Source organism: Nitrospira sp. (assembly GCA_024760545.1).
Lineage (GTDB): Bacteria > Nitrospirota > Nitrospiria > Nitrospirales > Nitrospiraceae > Nitrospira_D.
Map to the genome: position 1 here is coordinate 1069588 of CP060501.1, position 16993 is coordinate 1086580.

Sequence of the window (16993 nt, forward strand, 5' to 3'; positions counted from 1 at the left end):
GTGTGGCAGAAAGGACAGGTTGAACTCACATTGGGGAGCGGAGTTTCGTTGATTGACCATGTGAACTCTATGGGAAGTCGACGCAATGTTTTCTGAGGCGTTGGGCTGCTCCCGGGATTGCCTCAATCCTTCTCTCTTAGGAACGTCCCATCCTCCGTCTCCGGGGCTCACTGCGCTCCTGTCGATGATCGAGTTCCTCCAGCACGATCACGATGCTTGAGTCGTCGTGGGAATTGCGATCTGCCAATCCGAATCCACGCATCAGGATCCTGCGCCTTGCCCCAAGAAGGACACGCTTCAATTCGAAAAGCTCAAAGATATTGGCATCTCGGCGATGGTCCAGAGCTGTTTGGATCGCGTTCCGAAGGTCGAGGACGGACGCCGAATGAATCTCGCAGGCCGACCCAATCTCAGCCTGATCGAAATGGCCTGTCAGTTCCAGGGCTCTGCTGTTCAGGTGGAGCAATTGCTGCCGACGAGAGAACATCAGAATACCGGGCCGATAGCACGCTCTGTCATTCAACGGGATCGGCTCAGAGATTGACCCTCGTCCACGTTGCATCCGTAATATAAGGTTTCTCCGCCTTATGGTTTCACCGCTCATTTTGAGTACCTCCCTACGATCAGAAAGCGGGCGGCACATGCCGACACGGTGAGGCTCCTCTCACATGGTTGATCGTGAGATGTGCATTCGATCCAGCGGCATCCGCTCATCGAATCGATACCGACGTTGGAGAGTCAGGCTCGCTGAACACGACCTCTCCTTTCCTGGCCATCCTGCGTGGGATCGCCCGCGTTCTCACCAAACTGCGGAGGTGATTCGCACGAACGACGGCATCCTCGATACACCCACAATTGATGCACCGTATGGCCGTGTCTAGAGAGTTTGTCTCGATGTTCAATTCACCGAAGGTGTCTCGTACAAGCAGCCCTCGACAGCGTCGACAGAGCATACCTCCTCCTTCTGCGCCCAAGGACGCGCACATGAAGCACCAGGCGCCACCGTGCCCCGCACCTCCACCCTCATGACTCGTACGGCGGGTGATCAGCCCGCTGAGGCATGTATCCCTGGACGGCCCGAGCGAGACAGTTTCAGTTGGAGGCTCAGGCCCTCAAGAGGCTGGCCAGGGCTTCGGCATGCTCTTCTTCTTGCACCAAAATCCGCTCCAAGATATGTCGGGTCGTCGGATCATCGGCGCCGACATACGCGATCAGGTCGCGATAGCTGTCGATCGCACTCCCTTCGGCGAGCAGATCCGCCGTGATCATCTCCACCAAAGAATCCCCTTCAACATGTTCTGAATGGTTCCGGTTCAGCAGCCGTTCGGGTGACAAATCCGGCTCGCTCCCAAGCTGCACAATGCGCTCCGCCAATTAATCGGCATGAGCTTGTTCCTCGGTCACATGCTGGAGCAACTTCGCCTTCACGTGGCGAGAACTTATCCCGGCGGTCATGAAGTAATGCCGCTTGTAGCGCAGGACGCAGATAATTTCCATGGCCAGCGCTTCGTTTAGTAATCTGATCACTGCCTCGGTCTTGGCCTTACATCTCAAGGTCACAGCGCCACCTTCAACGTCTTCGCGTCCTACACATGGCCATCACTGGATGAAGCACCCACAATTACTCCCTTATGGATAAGTATACTGGAGTGACCGGCTGCCGTCTGTGCACAATTGCTCAGTAGGAACAATTGTGAGATGGTGGCGAGGCTGGGCGCAGGCTGGCTTGGCTCTCCTGAGTCAGCGGAGCGGAATCAGATGAAGATTCTAGTCGTGGAGCACGACATTGAGGAGAGAACTATGCACGTGCAATCCGTTGTTCCGGCGTAACCCGCCTTTATAATCAATGAACCCCAACTTGCGGAACTTATTCATAAAGAAACTGACGCGAGAGCGGGTGGTGCCGATCATCTCGGCCAACGTTTCCTGGCTGATCTTCGCAATGACCGTCTCCGGCTTACTCTCCTTCCCAAAGTGGGCCAACAACAGTAGCGCGCGCGCCAGCCGCTTCTCACTGGAATTAAACAGTTGATCCACTAAATCCTCTTGGACTCGAATCGAGTGCACCAGTAAATAGGACGTAAATGCCTCGGCGAACGTGGGTTGATCGCGAAGCATGCAGAGCATGACGGCTTTGTCGATGCGGAGAATCTGGGAGTCTTCCAGGGTCGTCGCCGTCGCCGGCCGAACAGTCTGTCCCACCAGGCAGGACTCTCCTAAAAAGGCACCGGACTCAAAGATCGCCACGACGGCTTCCTTGCCATGTGTCGAGACCACGGTCAGTTTAACCTTGCCGGCCTGGATATAGAACACCTCGTCAGCTGTATCCCCTTGTGCGAAGATAATCAGCTTCTTGCGAAACGTGAGCATCGTTTTGCCCTTGTCGATCTTCGTGAGGAAGGTGTCCAGATTGAACGGTATGTGCATGCGTGCCATAGGTCACCCTCCTTTTCATTTCGAGCGACTGAGCCAGTTATTGACGTAACAGAATGCTATGTCGTATCCAAGAGCCGTTAGCCATCCATCAGGGACTATGCACTCGTATCCACTCTGGGCTCACAGTCTCCCCGATCTCGATCTATACTCACTCGGCGAGGACATGACGCTATCGACCGCGGTTCAGGGAATAGGATCCCCCGGCCGATGGGACTGGGGCATGCAGGCTATCCACATTCTGTTGCATTTCCCTCAATGCCAGACCGATCTGTTTGACCGAGCAATGACGCAAGGCATGGATGCTGTCCCCCATCCATAACCGAAGGCCTTTTCGTGACGGTGAATTCAGTGTCAACACATAAGTCCGTGATATGGTCTTCATATTGTCCTCCGTGGTAATGGTGGCCCACCGCTTCACGCTCGAGACGAGCCTGAAACAACGGACTATGCTCCGTTTCCTGTCATGCCGCCCGAAATACCGCAAGCAGATCACTCAATGCCATGGTCTTGTGTTTCAGCATGGCCCGTTCTACCTTCAGCTCATTCAGAGCGACCGCCTTCGCGTCTCCTTCCGCGAGGCAGGACTCGATAAGCGAACACACCCGATTGCACTCCTGCTCGACCTTCGCCTTGACGACCTGATTGACAGACAGCATGTCCAGCACAGTGGCCTTGGTCGAGGCGAGATGCGACTGTAGTTCGGCTTCCGGATAGCTGATACGTGCTGCCTCGCTCACACAGCGATCCATGCTTTGCGCTAAGAAGACGTACAATCTGGCCAGCGTATCCGTGACCTCGATATGATTATGAATGACAGATGGGGTCTTCATTCTTCGTGCTCCTTCTCGTTACAGACGCTCGTGCGTCGCGGTGGTCGAGTGAGTAACCCGAGGTGACTAGTTACCCGGTCGCGGCGGGGTTTCCAGGGAAAGACTCGGCTCCGACGACCCCTGCATCGACGCCTTCAGTGCCTCGATAGCCTTCCCGACATCCTGTTCCGTCGATCCAAACCGGTCTCCCATCACCTTGATGGCCTGAGTGATCGCTTTCTTCATCTTCGAGATTTGTTCTTCAGGTGTCATGAGCCCTCTCTCGTTTGTAAGTCTCCGCGACCAATCTGACCGGTCAGGACATTCGAACGGTGCGTCGCGCCACCAGGTGAATCGCGAGCAAGACGATCCCACCCAAAAGCAGCGTCCAGGAACTCTGGGTCGCAACCGGGGCCACTCCAGCCAAATTCAAGGCTCCGGCAATCAACCCGACGAATAAAAACACCGCTGCGTAGCACACCATATTGAACTCCTCTCCAGAGTTGCGCACCGCTATTGGGAACATCTCCGCGCGCCTGCCCCCACTTCAAGTCGACTTGTGCCTGGCGGGCATACCCGATGAATCGCCATCGGGGAAAGCGATCATCGCCTGGAAATCCTCTCTGGCGTAGAAGCGGCGGAGACTGAAGAATCGGTCGCGCCAGTGAAGGAACCGAGTCGCGCGAGGGACTTAGGACAGTCGGCGTAGCTGGAACGTCAGAGCCTACAGCGATGCATCGATCATGCTACCCGTCACTACCCGCATCAGAAACATCACCGTGCATCAACCACGCTACGCGATTTAACTATAACTAGTCAAGTATTATGTTGCTATACACTTCTTCTGCTTCTATTATTGACCACAACTAGTTAACCCATTCGTTACATTGCAACAGGACGATCATTATGGACGTTGCGCTGCTCATCAGGAATCGATTGAAAGAGCTGGGGCTGGGTCAACGGACTCTCGCCCGTGCGGCTCACGTGACCGAATCATATATCTCGCAGTTACTCACACAAAAAAAGCTCCCGCCGGCGCCGAATCGGACTGACATGTACGATAAGATCGGACGAGTACTGAAATTGCCGCCGGGACAACTTGCCAAACTCGCCGATCAACAGCGCCGAGAACAGCTCAGAAAACGGCTGGGAGATCAGCCGAATCCGTTGCTGCATGACGTGCGAGAATTGATCCTCCGCAAATGTCATCCCGGGAAGACCCGGCAGATCCGCGCGATTTTTGAGAAGCAACCTTTCGGCGAACTCGAACGCTTCGTCACACAGAAACTCCTCGGCGTCGTCAAAAGTGTGGCTCGGCAGGAACTCGACAATCCGATGTGGGTACGCCAGGTGGCTCGACTGAACAAGAAAAGTTACCCACAGATGCGCGTCACCGTGCTGGAGTTCCTGGATACGACGATTTTCGATCTCTCGAACGAGAACTGCATCGCGTTTCTCGATCCCTTGATCGAATCCTGGAATATTGACCTCGTCACTTTTTGCATAGAGATTGTCTTGAACCGCCGGGTGGCATCAGGCCACCACAAGACATTCGAGTTTATGGAAAGAAGACCGGACAAGACTTCGGGAGAGGAGCCCGGGCTTAAGGAGTTTCTCCAAGATCCCTTACTGAGCGGGGATGCGACCGAGGAGGAGCTCATCTTTCTGCGCACACTGACGTTTGACAACAAACGACCAACCCCACTCTACTATTACCGTGAGCTTCAGAGCCTGAGAGACCCCTTGCATTTTCAGGCCCCTGACAAGAAAAATTCTCCAAGGTAACAACGCATTGACACCTTGTTACTTGGTCAGAAGGACAGTCACAAGCAGAGCAACCCCCCAGGCAATCGCATACGCAAGCAAGAGGAGTTCTGCTGCCATGTCACGCCTAAAATCACGCCACCTGCTCATAGTTTCCTCACGGTATTAACCTGTCGCCTTATGGACTGAATGAACTGTCTTATCCTCACGTCGTCTTTGCTGTCGGATTCTTCATCGCAAATCCTGAGCTGCGTGTGGTCTACATAATCTACTTTCGTACTGACCAGCAAAGGAGCGCTCTGTGATGATGACCCTGCGGTTCACCTCACTCGACCTTTTCCAGACCTGGCCGCCGGTGACCCAGGTGGGCGTGCACTGCTCCGAGCCGGTGGACTGTGACTCACTTGATTCGCCTCAATCCCTGGGTCCGTCGTCGCACCGCAGAGGAGGCAACGCCACCCCAATATCGGAGGCTGCCCCATGTCTCTCATTTGGATCGCGATCAAGAGACCTTGGCAACGTGGACAGCGCATGACATCTCCTATGGGCTCTTTCTACAACACCCTTCTCAAGGTCCCATTCCAGATAAGCGATGCATATATGGAATCTGAGTAACTTCGAAAGAAGCAATACCACCACACCTCGGCGATGAAATCCCATGGCCTGATCATGTCAGGCCTCCTTCCCGGAACACTAGCAAGCTTTGGATGGATGGTTGGCGGAGGCGACATTAAAGACCGCGAGATTTGGATGTTGGAACTCCAGTCGTTTCTCGCGTATCTGAAACGCACGATCCCCAATTGCCAACAGCTGTTGTTTGTTGAGGTACAGGTCCCGCTTGTCATAGACAGCCCACTCGTATTCCCGAGTCATCGCCAGGGCATCCACCGGACAGGCTTGAACACACAGTCCACAAAATAAACAGCGTGTCATGTCCATCGAATACGCACGTGCGTATCGCTTCGTCGGTTCTCCCGGTACTTCTGCGCTCTCAACGGCGATGACGCGAGAGGGACAAGCAGCCTCACAAAGATCACACCCGACGCACTTCTCGGTTTCATCCTCATACCGCAACAAGGCCAACATGCCCCGATAATTGTCCGGCAGAATCCGCTTCTCGTGTGGATACTGAAGCGTGATCGGCTTGTAGTGAATGAGATGGCTCATGGTCGACTGCATTCCCACAGCAATCTCATAGAAGGTGATCAGCTTGATCCACGCTGTGAATCCTCGATACTGCCTTGCCAATTTCTCGCTCAGTCTCATGTGTATTCTTTCTTGAACTTGACGAGCGGTCCGTCGATTCCCCACCGACACGATTCTGCGCTCTCGCCCTTGCGATCAAGTCCTCGAGTCACTTCAGTCCGTTCCGTCATGGCCGGGAGGGATGCCCGCCGCGAGACATAGATGGCTACAATCAAAACCAGGACCACTTTGGCCGCGAGTCTGATTGACCGATCAAGAGCGTCTATTTGCCTCTTCCTCTGGAATCGAGGCCCAAATGGTGATGCCCCACAGCAACACGACGATCGCGACGAGGCTATAAATCTGATACATGTTCATCACCTCCGGTTTGAGGTCCCTTCGAATGTGCTCGTGTGCCTCGTTTCATCCATCCTGCCTTCATCAGGTGGTGTTAAGAATGCTTCTTCAAAATGTCGGTGCCGACCGGATCGCCTTCCTCGTCTGTTCTGCACCGGCACAGCTTTGTTCAGCCAACATGCGTTGCCCAACACTGGCCAACTCCGGGATTCTGGCCTGACAGGCCGTGAGTGTATCCTCGGCTGCACCTGATGCGATGACGGAAAATTCTCCTCTCGAAATGCCACGCGCTTCTGACGGGGAGATAATCATGGTTCCTTTCACGTGCGAATCTTCTGCTTGAGCAGGCGGAATTGACGATAGGGATAGGGCTGCGAGCAGCACCACCATCCAAAGGGCTGCTCCTTGTGTTGTGATCGTGGCCATCATGATTACTCCTCCTCTCTCAATGTCCGCGCCCCGTGCACTCCAAGCGCAGATGACACCAACCCTCTGAAATGCGCTTTCGCCTCTTGCATCGCTGGACTCGATGACGGTCGTGTTTCGAAGAAACGGAAGCAGAGACTGAGGAATCAGACGCGCCGGAGTGGGGAGGAGGGAATGCGCGAGAGATGGGACAGTCGACGCGGTTCAATACGTCATAGCATCACCCTGGGCGCATTCAGCACCGGAGTCAAGCGGTATTATGGTTGAGGACGGTCTCTATCCTCTAATGAGGCATTCTTCATCTCCTTCTAACTCCTTCTTCATCCTGTGGGGCTACGTTACGGATATGTGGAGTGGAATTTGTGATTTTGCCGATACATGGAGGTGACATCATGGATGCAAACTGATTGACATTCAGTGCGGCGATTCTTGGAGTGGTAGTGGCGGCAGTCGTCGTCTACAAAAAGGATCAGAAGTCGGAGGGAGGGTGGCTAACCATATGGCCCTTCCTCGTAGCCTGTGAACTGTCTCGGACGTGCAGCCTGGGACGGTTCCTAGGTTTTCACCGTTTTGCCACTGACACTTGTCCGGCGTCTTGCAGCGCGTTCATCAAGGCTTGAATCGTAAGCGGGGCATTAGCTTCTGATTGTTCCTTGATGATCACATAGGTCTTTCGCTGAAAGCTTACATCCACAAACTGGTGGACCATCACTTGGCTGAAAAGGATAGGAAGTGGGCATCTGCCGAAGGGGGAGGAATCACCCAAACAAATCTATGAAGGTTTTCCCGAGGCTTGAGCTGAAAAGCGTATCCCCAGGACCCTCACCTTCTATGAACTGGAAAATTTAAGTACCCGCCGATTCCATATGCACACACGGCTTAGAATGGTCTATCGAAACAGACTGGTCTGTTCGGTTTAACCATTCTGGTCTCATTGGTCTCTATCCAGTTCATATTACGATTTTGGAGCGGCAGAACCCGACCGACCGGACAGCGTCAGGGCAACTAGAATCGCTAGGAGGAAAGCCACCCCACCCGTGGGCTTATAGCCCCATTGCGCACTGTACGGCCAAAATGGAAGTACTGACAGGAGTACGACCCCAAGTACGACGATCACGATAGTAGTCATTTTAGTTCTCCCTTGTTAGACGATTCACCCCGTCCGATTGAAACGCGTTTCCGGATCGAGGAACGCGCTCGAGATGTCTAAGCTAGTATTGGAACACAACCTCGCACCTTTCGACACCTCCACATACTCACCTCTATCCTCAAATTGAGCGAAGGCTGTCACGGGCATTCCAATCATGATTCCAAGAATAAGGAGGTACAGAGACATGGTGCCCTCCTCCATTCAAAATGGCATGTTCATGAATGCTCCTCAATCGACCTGTACCATCCGCTCATCGCATCGAGACAGGCGCGTGAGAGGCAGGCTTGCTCCGCGAGATCCCTCGCGTTCTCCCCACACTCTGAAGGCGATTGGCACGAACGACGGCATCCTCGATACACCCACAACTAATGCAGCGGGTCGCCATGTCTAAAGAGTTGGTCTCGATGTTCCATTCACCGAAGGTATGTCGTACCAGGAGCCCTCGACAGCGTTGACAGAGCATACATCTTCCCTCCGCACCCATTGGGTACAAGGCGGTTCCCATCGAATGGAAAGTCATTGTCACGAGCATCCACCCATTTTATGGAGAAGCATAATGGAAAAGCTGGCTGCCGTCTGTGCACAATTGCTCAGGAGGGAACGAATACATGGTGGGCCGGATGCGACGTGGCTTCCGTAGTTCTGCCGAATCGTCGATACTTGGACAACGAACTAGTCAACCGTGGTCGTCAGCATCGTCCTGCAACGCCACTTTCTCAGAATCATGGCTTAGTGAAACTCCACCATCCTTACGGATAGATGCAGGCGACTCTCAATCGCCATAACACTCAACCCATCCCAGACCGCCTGGACAGGACCTGGTGAATCTTTCCGTGAACAACGGAAGCTTGATCAAATGCCCAAGCGGCTTCCGCGCCCAATACAAAGACCACTGATGCGTAGTAGAGCCATAAGAAAAACAACAGGAAGGTTCCCAGTGCGCCATATAGAGGGATGCTGGACTGGGCAAAGTGTACATACCAGGCAAACCCCTGCTTGGCAAACCCGAACAGAATGACCGCCACGCCGGCGCCGACCGTGAGAGAACTGAGTTTCAACGTCGTGACGGGAGAGAATCGATAGATACCCAAGATCAAACTGCCGCCGAGTATGACCGCCATGATCTGATGAAGTACTTGCATGCCCTGTCCCCACAAAGCCCCCGCCCAGGGAACATCCTCACCAAGATTGCCGATGATGGTCTCCACCGATGCGAGGCCGATCAGCACAATCAGCAGAGCGACGCAGAAGCCCATCATCAACAGATCCTGGGCCGTCCCACGCAGGAAACTCCTCGCGGGGCCAGCTTGGAATACGATATTGAGCACATGCCGGGTCGAACCAAAGACCATCGTGCTCAACAGAAGAAACGAGATGAATCCGGCGATCCCCAGCAGTCCCCGATCGGCGACGATCGCTCCCACATGTTCCGCAAAGATCTGTTCCGACCGGGGAAGAAATTGTCGAATGACGGATTGCACTTCTTCCATGGCTTGCCCTGACTCCAGCACCGTGTAACCCAGAATGGATATCATGAGGAGCGCAAGCGGGATCACATACAGCAGCAGGCTGAAGGCCAGACCACTCGCGAGAAACAGTCCGTTATCCTGACTGAACTTGCTGACCATTGTGCGGACGATCGTCCATACGATGGTGCCGCCTCGATTCACGTGTGTGCGCACAGACACTTTCCCCAATGGTTTCACCCTGATTCAAGAGCGACGGCATCAGTTCACGCTCGATGATCTGCCATCCATTCGCAGGATAGATATACGGAAGTGGTTCTTGTCGTGGGTGCCGAATCATGGAATACGAGAGAAGTCTCCGGGCTGGTGTACGAGTTCATTTGAGCCAAACCTGTACCGCAATTGTTGTCAGTAATTTGTAACGCGATGATAGCAACAGGCTCTGACAGGTATACCCTGTCCATAAATATCCACTCTCTCCATGACAAGACTTTAGATTTGATTCAAACGATGAAACGGATCACGGGCGTCGGAGAACAGTCAAATCGGTGTTCCAAATATTTCGCAAAAAGCGACCGTTCTCAATCTTCGCCAGAAGTACCGAGACCAATCCACGCTCGCAGCAGATCATGCCGCGTGACAGAGTACGCAACCTTTCCATTCTTCTTCACTGGGAGATTATGGAGTCGCATTTCTTCCATCATCTTCACCGCTTCCTCAATTGTGGTCTCGGCTGTAACGGAAATGTGCTCGCGGACCATGATGTCTTCTGCCGTCAACTTCTAAAGATCCCTTCCGGCTTTCAATGATCGCAGCACATCAAATTCGCTAATAAATCCAATAAACGCGCCTTGATCATTTATCACTGGGGCGCCGGGAGTGTGAGTCGTGAGTAGTTCCAGTGCCACGAGCATTCCATTTTGGTTGGCACGGAGGAGCAACGCATTCGTACCCCTGATCTGCCCCACAGTACGTATACCTCCGGCTGGAACTCCGGATAATTCCCACGTGGATGTCTTGTTTTTGTCTTCAATCACCAGTTCCTCCTCTAGCGTGCCCTACAAGTTCCCCTACTATCCCGTTATATCAACTGAGCACCATATGAAGCCAATTATTTCGTATCCCCGATATCGGTTCTTATCGGTGCCTCTCTCGCTCCCATGAGTCCAGCATAGTGTGGACTGTTAATCATGATCGGTGCTGAGGCGAGCACGAGTGATGATGTGACGGAAGATATGAACAAACGACTGGGAGAACCCCGAGGGGCAGTGGCTTTTCGACAGTAAACCGGTTTCATTCCTTCCTGCCCACCTTTTGCTTTGGTGGCGCATTGCATAAAAGAGTGTAGAACCAAACCGGGTGTTAGCTTGAGTGGAGAGGACTGGAGTGGGCTTGATCACAAAATCAGCACACATTTCGCTGTCTGATCAATTCCTGCAAAGTGATCAAAGTTGACCAGTCCCCCTATTGTCTCTCGGGCATGATGTTCCCGCTCCTGAGTTTATACGCGTGAGGTTTTCTATACTCCTCGGACAAATCGAAATAGCCTCACTGCTTCCTTACGGGGATGCACATGAACCGCCCAAACAACACGAACGAGTTCGAACCTCATGATGATTCAGTCTTACGCGAAAGCCAGCGGCGCTATCGGACCTTATTCGACATGGCCCCTATTGCTGTCTATTCCTGTGATGCCTCCGGTATCATCCGGGAGTACAACAACCGTGCAGCGGAACTGTGGGGCCGCAAACCCGCTCCGGACGACAGCGATGAGCGGTTCTGCGGCTCATTCAAGCTGTACCGCCCGGACGGCAGTTTTATGCCACACGAGCAATGTCCTATGGGCGACGTGCTCTGTGGCAACGTACCGCAGATTCATGACGCAGAAGTGCATATCGAACGGCCCGATGGCTCGCGGGTTATCGTCATCGTCAATATTACTCCGCTGACTAACAAGCAAGGACACATCACAGGAGCGATCAATTGCTTCTACGATATCACGGAACGCAAGCAGACCGAGCAAACGTTGCGTGCGTCTGAGGCACGTTACCGGCATCTCTACGAGTCGATAGATGAAGGGTGTTGCGTCATTCAAGTGGTGCTTGATGCGAACAATATGGCGGTGGACTACAAGTTTCTCGAAGCCAATCCGGCCTTTGAAAAGCAAACTGGCATTACTCATGCCCCTGGCAAAAGCTTACGAGCAGTGGCCTTCTATCATGAAGACCACTGGTTTGAAATGTTCGGCCAGGTTGCCTTGACTGGTGAAGCGAGGCGATTCGAGTTTCCCACTGCCGACCTGCAGCGCTGGTACGAAGGGTATGCTTACCCTTTTGGCGAGGCGCGTGGGAGAAAGGTTGGAATTCTCTTTAATGACATTACGGAACGCAAACGAACAGAAGCACAGCTGCGGCAGCTGAACAACAACCTGGAAGCACAAGTGACTGAGCGGACCGAGGAATTGGCCGCAACGCAGACTCGGCTACGAGGCTTGGCTGCGGAACTCACCGATACGGAACAGCGTGAGCGCAAGCGGCTGGCGGCGGATCTGCATGATGAACTCGCACAGCTTCTGGCCCTGACCCGGATGAAACTTACCTTAGCGAAACGGCAGGCCATGCCGCCTCCGCTCGCGAAGATCATTACTGATGTGGACGGGTTCACAGACAAGGCCCTGACCTACACGCGAACGTTGATTTCACAGCTCAGTCCTCCGGCTTTAGCCGTGTCTGGCCTCCCGGTGGCACTGCAATGGCTCACGGATCAAATGCAGCAGCACAATCTCGCCGTCTCGATACAAGTCAAGACGCCGATTCCAACGATCCCTGAGGATCAAGCGCTGCTCCTGTTTCAGTCGATCCGTGAGCTTCTGTTCAATTGTATTAAACATGCTGCGTCGCATGAGGCGATGCTTACGCTCGACCTGCGTGACGGATCGTTGTACGCACAAGTTTGCGACCATGGTGTAGGATTTGACCCATTGTGCGCGACTAAGACAGCAAATGCTCCGGCACGCGGGTTTGGCTTGTGTAGTATACGCGAGCGGATGTTGTCGTTAGGCGGCCATTTCGAGCTCAGATCCTCGCCAGGGAATGGTACGACGGCTACGCTGGTGCTGCCACTGTGTGAGAGTCATGGCATCCCATCTTCGCTGACCGCCAGTCATGGATCGATCATGAATAATGGTGCTTCGGGCCGATGATGCCGTAAGTTGGGTGGCTCTCGTTCTGAAGAAGATTTGGGCTCGCCTAAGATTGCACCATCTGTTTCCTCGACTCTTTGGCATGAGCGGCTTCCTCGGCGGTTTTGACATCTTGTGCTTCCTCTGGCGGCGGAAGCACAGCCGGCAGTCCGAGCGACTCCATCCACAACTCCCGGCTCCAGCCCATGGAGTGGTAGAGGTGTTCGTCCTCTTGGTCCTCAATCTGTCCGCAGGCCTCCTTGAGAGTCTTCGCTTCAGCGGCGGGAAGTTTTTTGGCCGCTTCCCCGAGCAGCTCCCAGTTTTGGTGGTCTTTGGTTTCTGCGGTGACTACGCATTCCGCGGCCACGAGTTGAGCCGCCTGAGGGTTGTTGCCCTTGAGCGCCATTTTCATCGCCTCGACTAAGGCTTCGCCCTTGTGCCTGACGACCTGCCGCCCCAGCGTCTCCTTCGCCGGATCCAATCCCATCGACTCCAGGATCGATCGCATCATGCGCTCGTGGGTGCGCGTCTGCTCCAGGTACTTCTCCCATTCTTCCTTTAAATCTTCGTTGATTGCGCAGCGGACGGCGGTTTCGTAAACTTGCACGCCCCCGGCTTCCGTCTCTAGGGCCTGGTACAGCAGTTCCCGCAATTGTTCTTTTTTCATAATGTTCCCCTTATAAAACTTTGTTGTCCTGTGCCGTCGGCACAACGCATTATGCCGACATTTGTCCTTTGCTCTCCCTGTCCCAGTGCCGATGTTGAGCCAACGCCTTGATGAACTTGCCTGCAACTTGAACAATCTGTGTTCCTCGCCCCGTGACGATGCCTTCATCTCCCGCGAGCAGTTTGGTTTCATCGTGCACGACGCCTTCGGCGTGACTTATGGCCTTCTTGTCTCCACCCGGCTGAGCCGCCAGCAATAGTTCGAGACCGGCATCGGTCGCAGCAATTGGTTTACAGTGGAGATACGCTTCTTTGACGAAGACGATTGCTTTCGCATCACCCTTAAGAATTTCCACACTCTGTTCGCCACCAGGCACATACACGGCATCAAAGAGGACAGACCCAGCGGTCAAAAAACTAAAATCGATGACGATCTGCGCCCCCTTCGCTCCCTTCAGGAGTCCAAGTCTCGGCGCTACCACTTTGGCTTGAGCCCCGGCCGCCGTCAGAGCCTTCTTCATCCCGGTGAGAGCGGTCTCGTCGACGCCATCCGCGGCGAGAATGGCGACCTTCCGTGTCGCGATGCCTTTTTTCACTGTATTCGCCATGCTCAACGCAGGGGAACGATCAATGGTACGCACAGGCGGTTCCGGCTGAAACTGCTTCGGCTGACCGTCTGCAGGGACGCTCTGGTTGAGGGGACCCTCGACTTTCATAGGAACAGCCATACCCAGGCCCTGCGCCACCATACCCGCGAGCGTCTTGTCCACTTGTGCGAGCAAGAAGACCATGCGCTCGCGAATCGCCGGCACCGCCACCTTGCCCAACTCGAAGCGCAAGGCTTGCACGATGTGCGCCTTCTCGGCATGGCTCTGACTGTTCCAGAAGAGAGACGCCTGGCTGAAATGGTCGAAAAACTTCTCGCTCCGGGCGCGCACCTTCGCCCCTTCCACCCGCTCTGCATAACTGACAAACCCGCCTACATCGGCCTTGGCCTGCATTGGACAGCCGCCGCTCAACGAATTGGGATGATAGCTGACCCTGCCCTGATTGATGGTTTGCCGCATATGCCCGTCTCGCTGATTGTTGTGGACAGGGGCCACTGAACGGTTGATCGGGATCTCATGAAAATTCGGGCCACCGAGCCGGATGAGTTGCGTGTCTGTGTACGAGAAGAGGCGGCCCTGGAGAAGCGGGTCATTAGAAAACTCGATTCCGGATACCAGGTGGCCTGGATGAAACGCCACCTGCTCCGTTTCGGCAAAGAAGTTTTCCGGGTTCTTGTTCAACGTCAACTTTCCAATGCGTCTCACCGGAACGAGTTCTTCAGGAATAAGTTTGGTCGCGTCCAGCAGATCGAAATCGAAGCGGTGCTCGTCCTTTTCCTCAACCAGTTGGACACCGAGTTCCCATTCAGGAAAGTCGCCCCGCTCTATCGCGTCCCACAGGTCGCGACGATGAAAGTCGGGGTCCACCCCCGAAATCTTTTGGGCCTCATCCCAGGCGACGGAGTGCACGCCCAGGAGAGGTTTCCAATGAAACTTGACGAAGCGCGACGTGCCCTTCTCGTTGACGAACCGGAACGTATGCACGCCGAACCCTTCCATCATCCGGAGGCTTCGTGGAATCGCTCGGTCGGACATGACCCACATAATCATATGCATTGATTCCGGCATTAAGGAGATAAAATCCCAGAAGGTATCGTGTGCACTCGAGGCTTGCGGAATTTCTTGATGCGGTTCCGGTTTGATCGCATGGACCAAGTCGGGAAATTTCACCGCGTCCTGAATAAAAAACACTGGAATATTGTTTCCGACGAGGTCAAAGTTTCCATCATGCGTGTAAAATTTGACGGCAAACCCACGTGCGTCCCGCGCCAGGTCCGAGGAGCCGCGCGATCCCACCACGGTTGAAAAGCGCACGAAGACTGCCGTCCGCTCCGAAGGATTGTGCAGGAATCCCGCTTTGGTCACGGAAGCCATCGACTCATAGACCTGAAAAACGCCGTGCGCGGCCGCACCGCGCGCATGTACCACGCGTTCAGGAATGCGTTCATGGTCAAAATGGGTGATCTTCTCGCGTACATGAAAATCTTCGAGTAGCGAGGGCCCGCGTGGGCCAGCTTTAAGAGAATTCTGATCATCGTTGATCCGAAGGCCCTGGTTGGTTGTGAGGATCTGTTCGTCGTTGGTCTCCTGAAATGGAGCCAGGTCGCTTGTCTTTGGAGTATCCCTATCCTTCTTGTTCCGTTTCATTCTTCCATCTCCTTCATACCGATCATGTCACTCACAGACTGCTTACCCTTGCCGCTGAACGCAGACGGTCTATCAAATAGGATCCTCCTACTGAACATATGAATGTACTATTCGGATAGAGCTGCTGCCGCTAGGCCGTTCCCTAGCGTAGGGATAATTTTCAAGCACAGGACGATTGACGGTTAGATACGCCTGTTTAAGGCACGGGCTCACCGCGCCATGCGGCAATCGGGCATACAGAAAAGAAGAATTTCATATTGTGGTATAACCCAGCGCTGTAAATAGAAAATTTGTGAGTTTAGCCGATGCACGGAAGGAACATGATAGATGCAAATTGATTGTTATTCGGTGCGGCGATTCTTGGAGTGGTAGTGGCGGCAGTCGTCGTCTACAAAAAGGATCAAAAGTCGTAGGGAGGGTGGCTAACCATACGGCCCTTCCTCGTAGCCTGTGAACTGTCTCGGACGTGCAGCCCGGGACGGTTCCATAGGTTTTTTCTTGTGTCCTACGGCGAGTGATAGCTGGCCCTTACACAACTCATTGGCGCGGATTGATCCAATCCCATCTACCTGCCCCGCATACATCAAAACCTGCATCGTCCCGTTGCATTCCGTTGTCCTACTGTTGAGCGCATAGACACGTCAATCCGCGGCCACCCTCCACAATCTGCTGAGATCGTTTTTCCCGTCGTGGTGTTGATTTCCGGATCATTTATCTTCTCCCTACTATAGGTCTTCCTAGTACGACCTCATGGCAAGTCCTATAGGATAGGCGAACATTCACACAACAAATTAACATCTGGAGGTAACTATGTCAGGCAAAGCCGCAGTCGCACCCGGAGTGATCGACATGTTGAAAGAGGATCATGAGAAGGTAAAAAGGCTCTTCGAGGAGTTCGAATCAGCAGAGGGGAAAGCGCAGGCAGACATTGCCGCTACCGCAATTATGGAGCTGGAGGTCCATGCAGATTTGGAGGAGACGCTCATCTATCCTGCCATTCGTGAGGCCATTGACGAAGACGAACAGATGAACGAGGCCGTCGAAGAGCATCATCTCGTTCACGTGCTCATCAAGGAACTGAAGAAGCTCGCACCAAAGGATGACGCCTTTCAGGCCAAATTCACCGTCCTGGGGGAGTTGCTGAAGCATCATATTGAGGAAGAAGAAGGGGAAATGTTCCCAATGGCACAAGAAAGCAAACTCGACTGGGCAGCACTGGAGACGGCGGTGATGAAGCGCAAAGAGACCTTGGTGAATAAGTTTACTAGGGGCAAGAAGCCCGTTGCCAAAGCCTAGCA

The 16993-nt window shown here is 53.8% G+C and carries 17 protein-coding genes and 1 pseudogene; 4 read left to right on the plus strand and 14 right to left on the minus strand.

Annotated features, from left to right (window positions below; genetic code table 11):
- Nucleotides 1-226: 226 nt before the first annotated feature.
- On the plus strand, nt 227-544 hold the full coding sequence (locus H8K03_05125) for a hypothetical protein (protein UVT21299.1): 318 nt from the start codon (nt 227-229) through the stop codon (nt 542-544).
- Nucleotides 545-1104: 560 nt separating this feature from the next.
- On the opposite strand, the pseudogene H8K03_05130 reads toward H8K03_05125, so the two are convergent.
- From H8K03_05130 to H8K03_05155, 6 genes and pseudogenes are all read right to left on the minus strand, one after another.
- A pseudogene (locus H8K03_05130) lies at nt 1105-1497 on the minus strand (hypothetical protein).
- A 270-nt stretch (nt 1498-1767) separates the two neighbouring features.
- Complete coding sequence (locus H8K03_05135; GenBank protein ID UVT21300.1) at nt 1768-2436, minus strand: Crp/Fnr family transcriptional regulator; 669 nt, start codon at nt 2434-2436, stop codon at nt 1768-1770.
- A gap of 169 nt (nt 2437-2605) precedes the next feature.
- On the minus strand, nt 2606-2818 hold the full coding sequence (locus tag H8K03_05140; protein ID UVT21301.1) for a hypothetical protein: 213 nt from the start codon (nt 2816-2818) through the stop codon (nt 2606-2608).
- A 79-nt stretch (nt 2819-2897) separates the two neighbouring features.
- Nucleotides 2898-3266 carry a hypothetical protein gene (locus H8K03_05145; GenBank protein ID UVT21302.1) on the minus strand — a complete coding sequence of 123 codons (369 nt, stop codon included), beginning with the start codon at nt 3264-3266 and terminating at the stop codon, nt 2898-2900.
- A 66-nt stretch (nt 3267-3332) separates the two neighbouring features.
- Nucleotides 3333-3518 carry a hypothetical protein gene (locus tag H8K03_05150; GenBank protein ID UVT21303.1) on the minus strand — a complete coding sequence of 62 codons (186 nt, stop codon included), beginning with the start codon at nt 3516-3518 and terminating at the stop codon, nt 3333-3335.
- A gap of 43 nt (nt 3519-3561) precedes the next feature.
- Nucleotides 3562-3729 (minus strand): DUF1328 domain-containing protein, encoded by a 168-nt coding sequence (locus H8K03_05155; protein ID UVT21304.1) that lies wholly within the window; start codon nt 3727-3729, stop codon nt 3562-3564.
- Between the two features lie 422 nt (nt 3730-4151).
- Between H8K03_05155 and H8K03_05160 the strand changes: the two genes are divergently transcribed.
- Nucleotides 4152-5030, plus strand: coding sequence for a helix-turn-helix transcriptional regulator (locus H8K03_05160; GenBank protein ID UVT21305.1), 879 nt, complete (start codon nt 4152-4154; stop codon nt 5028-5030).
- Between the two features lie 672 nt (nt 5031-5702).
- Here H8K03_05160 and nuoI read toward each other — a convergent pair.
- From nuoI to H8K03_05190, 6 genes are all read right to left on the minus strand, one after another.
- Nucleotides 5703-6275 carry an NADH-quinone oxidoreductase subunit NuoI gene (gene nuoI / locus H8K03_05165; protein UVT21306.1) on the minus strand — a complete coding sequence of 191 codons (573 nt, stop codon included), beginning with the start codon at nt 6273-6275 and terminating at the stop codon, nt 5703-5705.
- A gap of 384 nt (nt 6276-6659) precedes the next feature.
- Nucleotides 6660-6980, minus strand: coding sequence for a hypothetical protein (locus H8K03_05170; protein UVT21307.1), 321 nt, complete (start codon nt 6978-6980; stop codon nt 6660-6662).
- 952 nt (nt 6981-7932) lie between these two features.
- Entirely contained in the window at nt 7933-8106 is a 174-nt protein-coding gene (locus tag H8K03_05175; GenBank protein UVT21308.1) for a DUF3309 domain-containing protein, read from the minus strand.
- 809 nt (nt 8107-8915) lie between these two features.
- Entirely contained in the window at nt 8916-9809 is an 894-nt protein-coding gene (locus H8K03_05180) for a YihY/virulence factor BrkB family protein (protein UVT21309.1), read from the minus strand.
- 365 nt (nt 9810-10174) lie between these two features.
- The gene (locus tag H8K03_05185) at nt 10175-10354 is read right to left on the minus strand and encodes a CBS domain-containing protein (protein ID UVT21310.1); all 180 of its coding nucleotides are present in this window, start codon (nt 10352-10354) and stop codon (nt 10175-10177) included.
- A 21-nt stretch (nt 10355-10375) separates the two neighbouring features.
- Nucleotides 10376-10630, minus strand: a complete 255-nt coding sequence (locus tag H8K03_05190) for a hypothetical protein (protein UVT21311.1) — start codon at nt 10628-10630, stop codon at nt 10376-10378.
- A 536-nt stretch (nt 10631-11166) separates the two neighbouring features.
- Here H8K03_05190 and H8K03_05195 point away from each other — a divergent pair.
- On the plus strand, nt 11167-12795 hold the full coding sequence (locus tag H8K03_05195; GenBank protein UVT21312.1) for a PAS domain S-box protein: 1629 nt from the start codon (nt 11167-11169) through the stop codon (nt 12793-12795).
- A gap of 46 nt (nt 12796-12841) precedes the next feature.
- Here the strand turns inward: H8K03_05195 and H8K03_05200 are convergent, their stop codons facing one another.
- Both H8K03_05200 and H8K03_05205 read right to left on the minus strand, forming a co-directional pair.
- Nucleotides 12842-13441 (minus strand): hypothetical protein, encoded by a 600-nt coding sequence (locus H8K03_05200; GenBank protein ID UVT21313.1) that lies wholly within the window; start codon nt 13439-13441, stop codon nt 12842-12844.
- 49 nt (nt 13442-13490) lie between these two features.
- Nucleotides 13491-15695, minus strand: a complete 2205-nt coding sequence (locus H8K03_05205) for a catalase (GenBank protein ID UVT21314.1) — start codon at nt 15693-15695, stop codon at nt 13491-13493.
- 810 nt (nt 15696-16505) lie between these two features.
- Here H8K03_05205 and H8K03_05210 point away from each other — a divergent pair.
- Nucleotides 16506-16991, plus strand: a complete 486-nt coding sequence (locus H8K03_05210; GenBank protein ID UVT21315.1) for a hemerythrin domain-containing protein — start codon at nt 16506-16508, stop codon at nt 16989-16991.
- Nucleotides 16992-16993: the final 2 nt, after the last annotated feature.

Coding starts and splice junctions, on each gene's coding strand:
- H8K03_05175 (UVT21308.1), bottom strand. CDS start 8,106: ATGACTACTATCGTGATCGTCGTACTTGGGGTCGTACTCCTGTCAGTA.
- H8K03_05150 (UVT21303.1), bottom strand. CDS start 3,518: ATGACACCTGAAGAACAAATCTCGAAGATGAAGAAAGCGATCACTCAG.
- H8K03_05195 (UVT21312.1), top strand. CDS start 11,167: ATGAACCGCCCAAACAACACGAACGAGTTCGAACCTCATGATGATTCA.
- H8K03_05160 (UVT21305.1), top strand. CDS start 4,152: ATGGACGTTGCGCTGCTCATCAGGAATCGATTGAAAGAGCTGGGGCTG.
- H8K03_05200 (UVT21313.1), bottom strand. CDS start 13,441: ATGAAAAAAGAACAATTGCGGGAACTGCTGTACCAGGCCCTAGAGACG.
- nuoI (UVT21306.1), bottom strand. CDS start 6,275: ATGAGACTGAGCGAGAAATTGGCAAGGCAGTATCGAGGATTCACAGCG.
- H8K03_05205 (UVT21314.1), bottom strand. CDS start 15,695: ATGAAACGGAACAAGAAGGATAGGGATACTCCAAAGACAAGCGACCTG.
- H8K03_05185 (UVT21310.1), bottom strand. CDS start 10,354: ATGGTCCGCGAGCACATTTCCGTTACAGCCGAGACCACAATTGAGGAA.
- H8K03_05170 (UVT21307.1), bottom strand. CDS start 6,980: ATGATGGCCACGATCACAACACAAGGAGCAGCCCTTTGGATGGTGGTG.
- H8K03_05135 (UVT21300.1), bottom strand. CDS start 2,436: ATGGCACGCATGCACATACCGTTCAATCTGGACACCTTCCTCACGAAG.
- H8K03_05210 (UVT21315.1), top strand. CDS start 16,506: ATGTCAGGCAAAGCCGCAGTCGCACCCGGAGTGATCGACATGTTGAAA.
- H8K03_05145 (UVT21302.1), bottom strand. CDS start 3,266: ATGAAGACCCCATCTGTCATTCATAATCATATCGAGGTCACGGATACG.
- H8K03_05155 (UVT21304.1), bottom strand. CDS start 3,729: ATGGTGTGCTACGCAGCGGTGTTTTTATTCGTCGGGTTGATTGCCGGA.
- H8K03_05140 (UVT21301.1), bottom strand. CDS start 2,818: ATGAAGACCATATCACGGACTTATGTGTTGACACTGAATTCACCGTCA.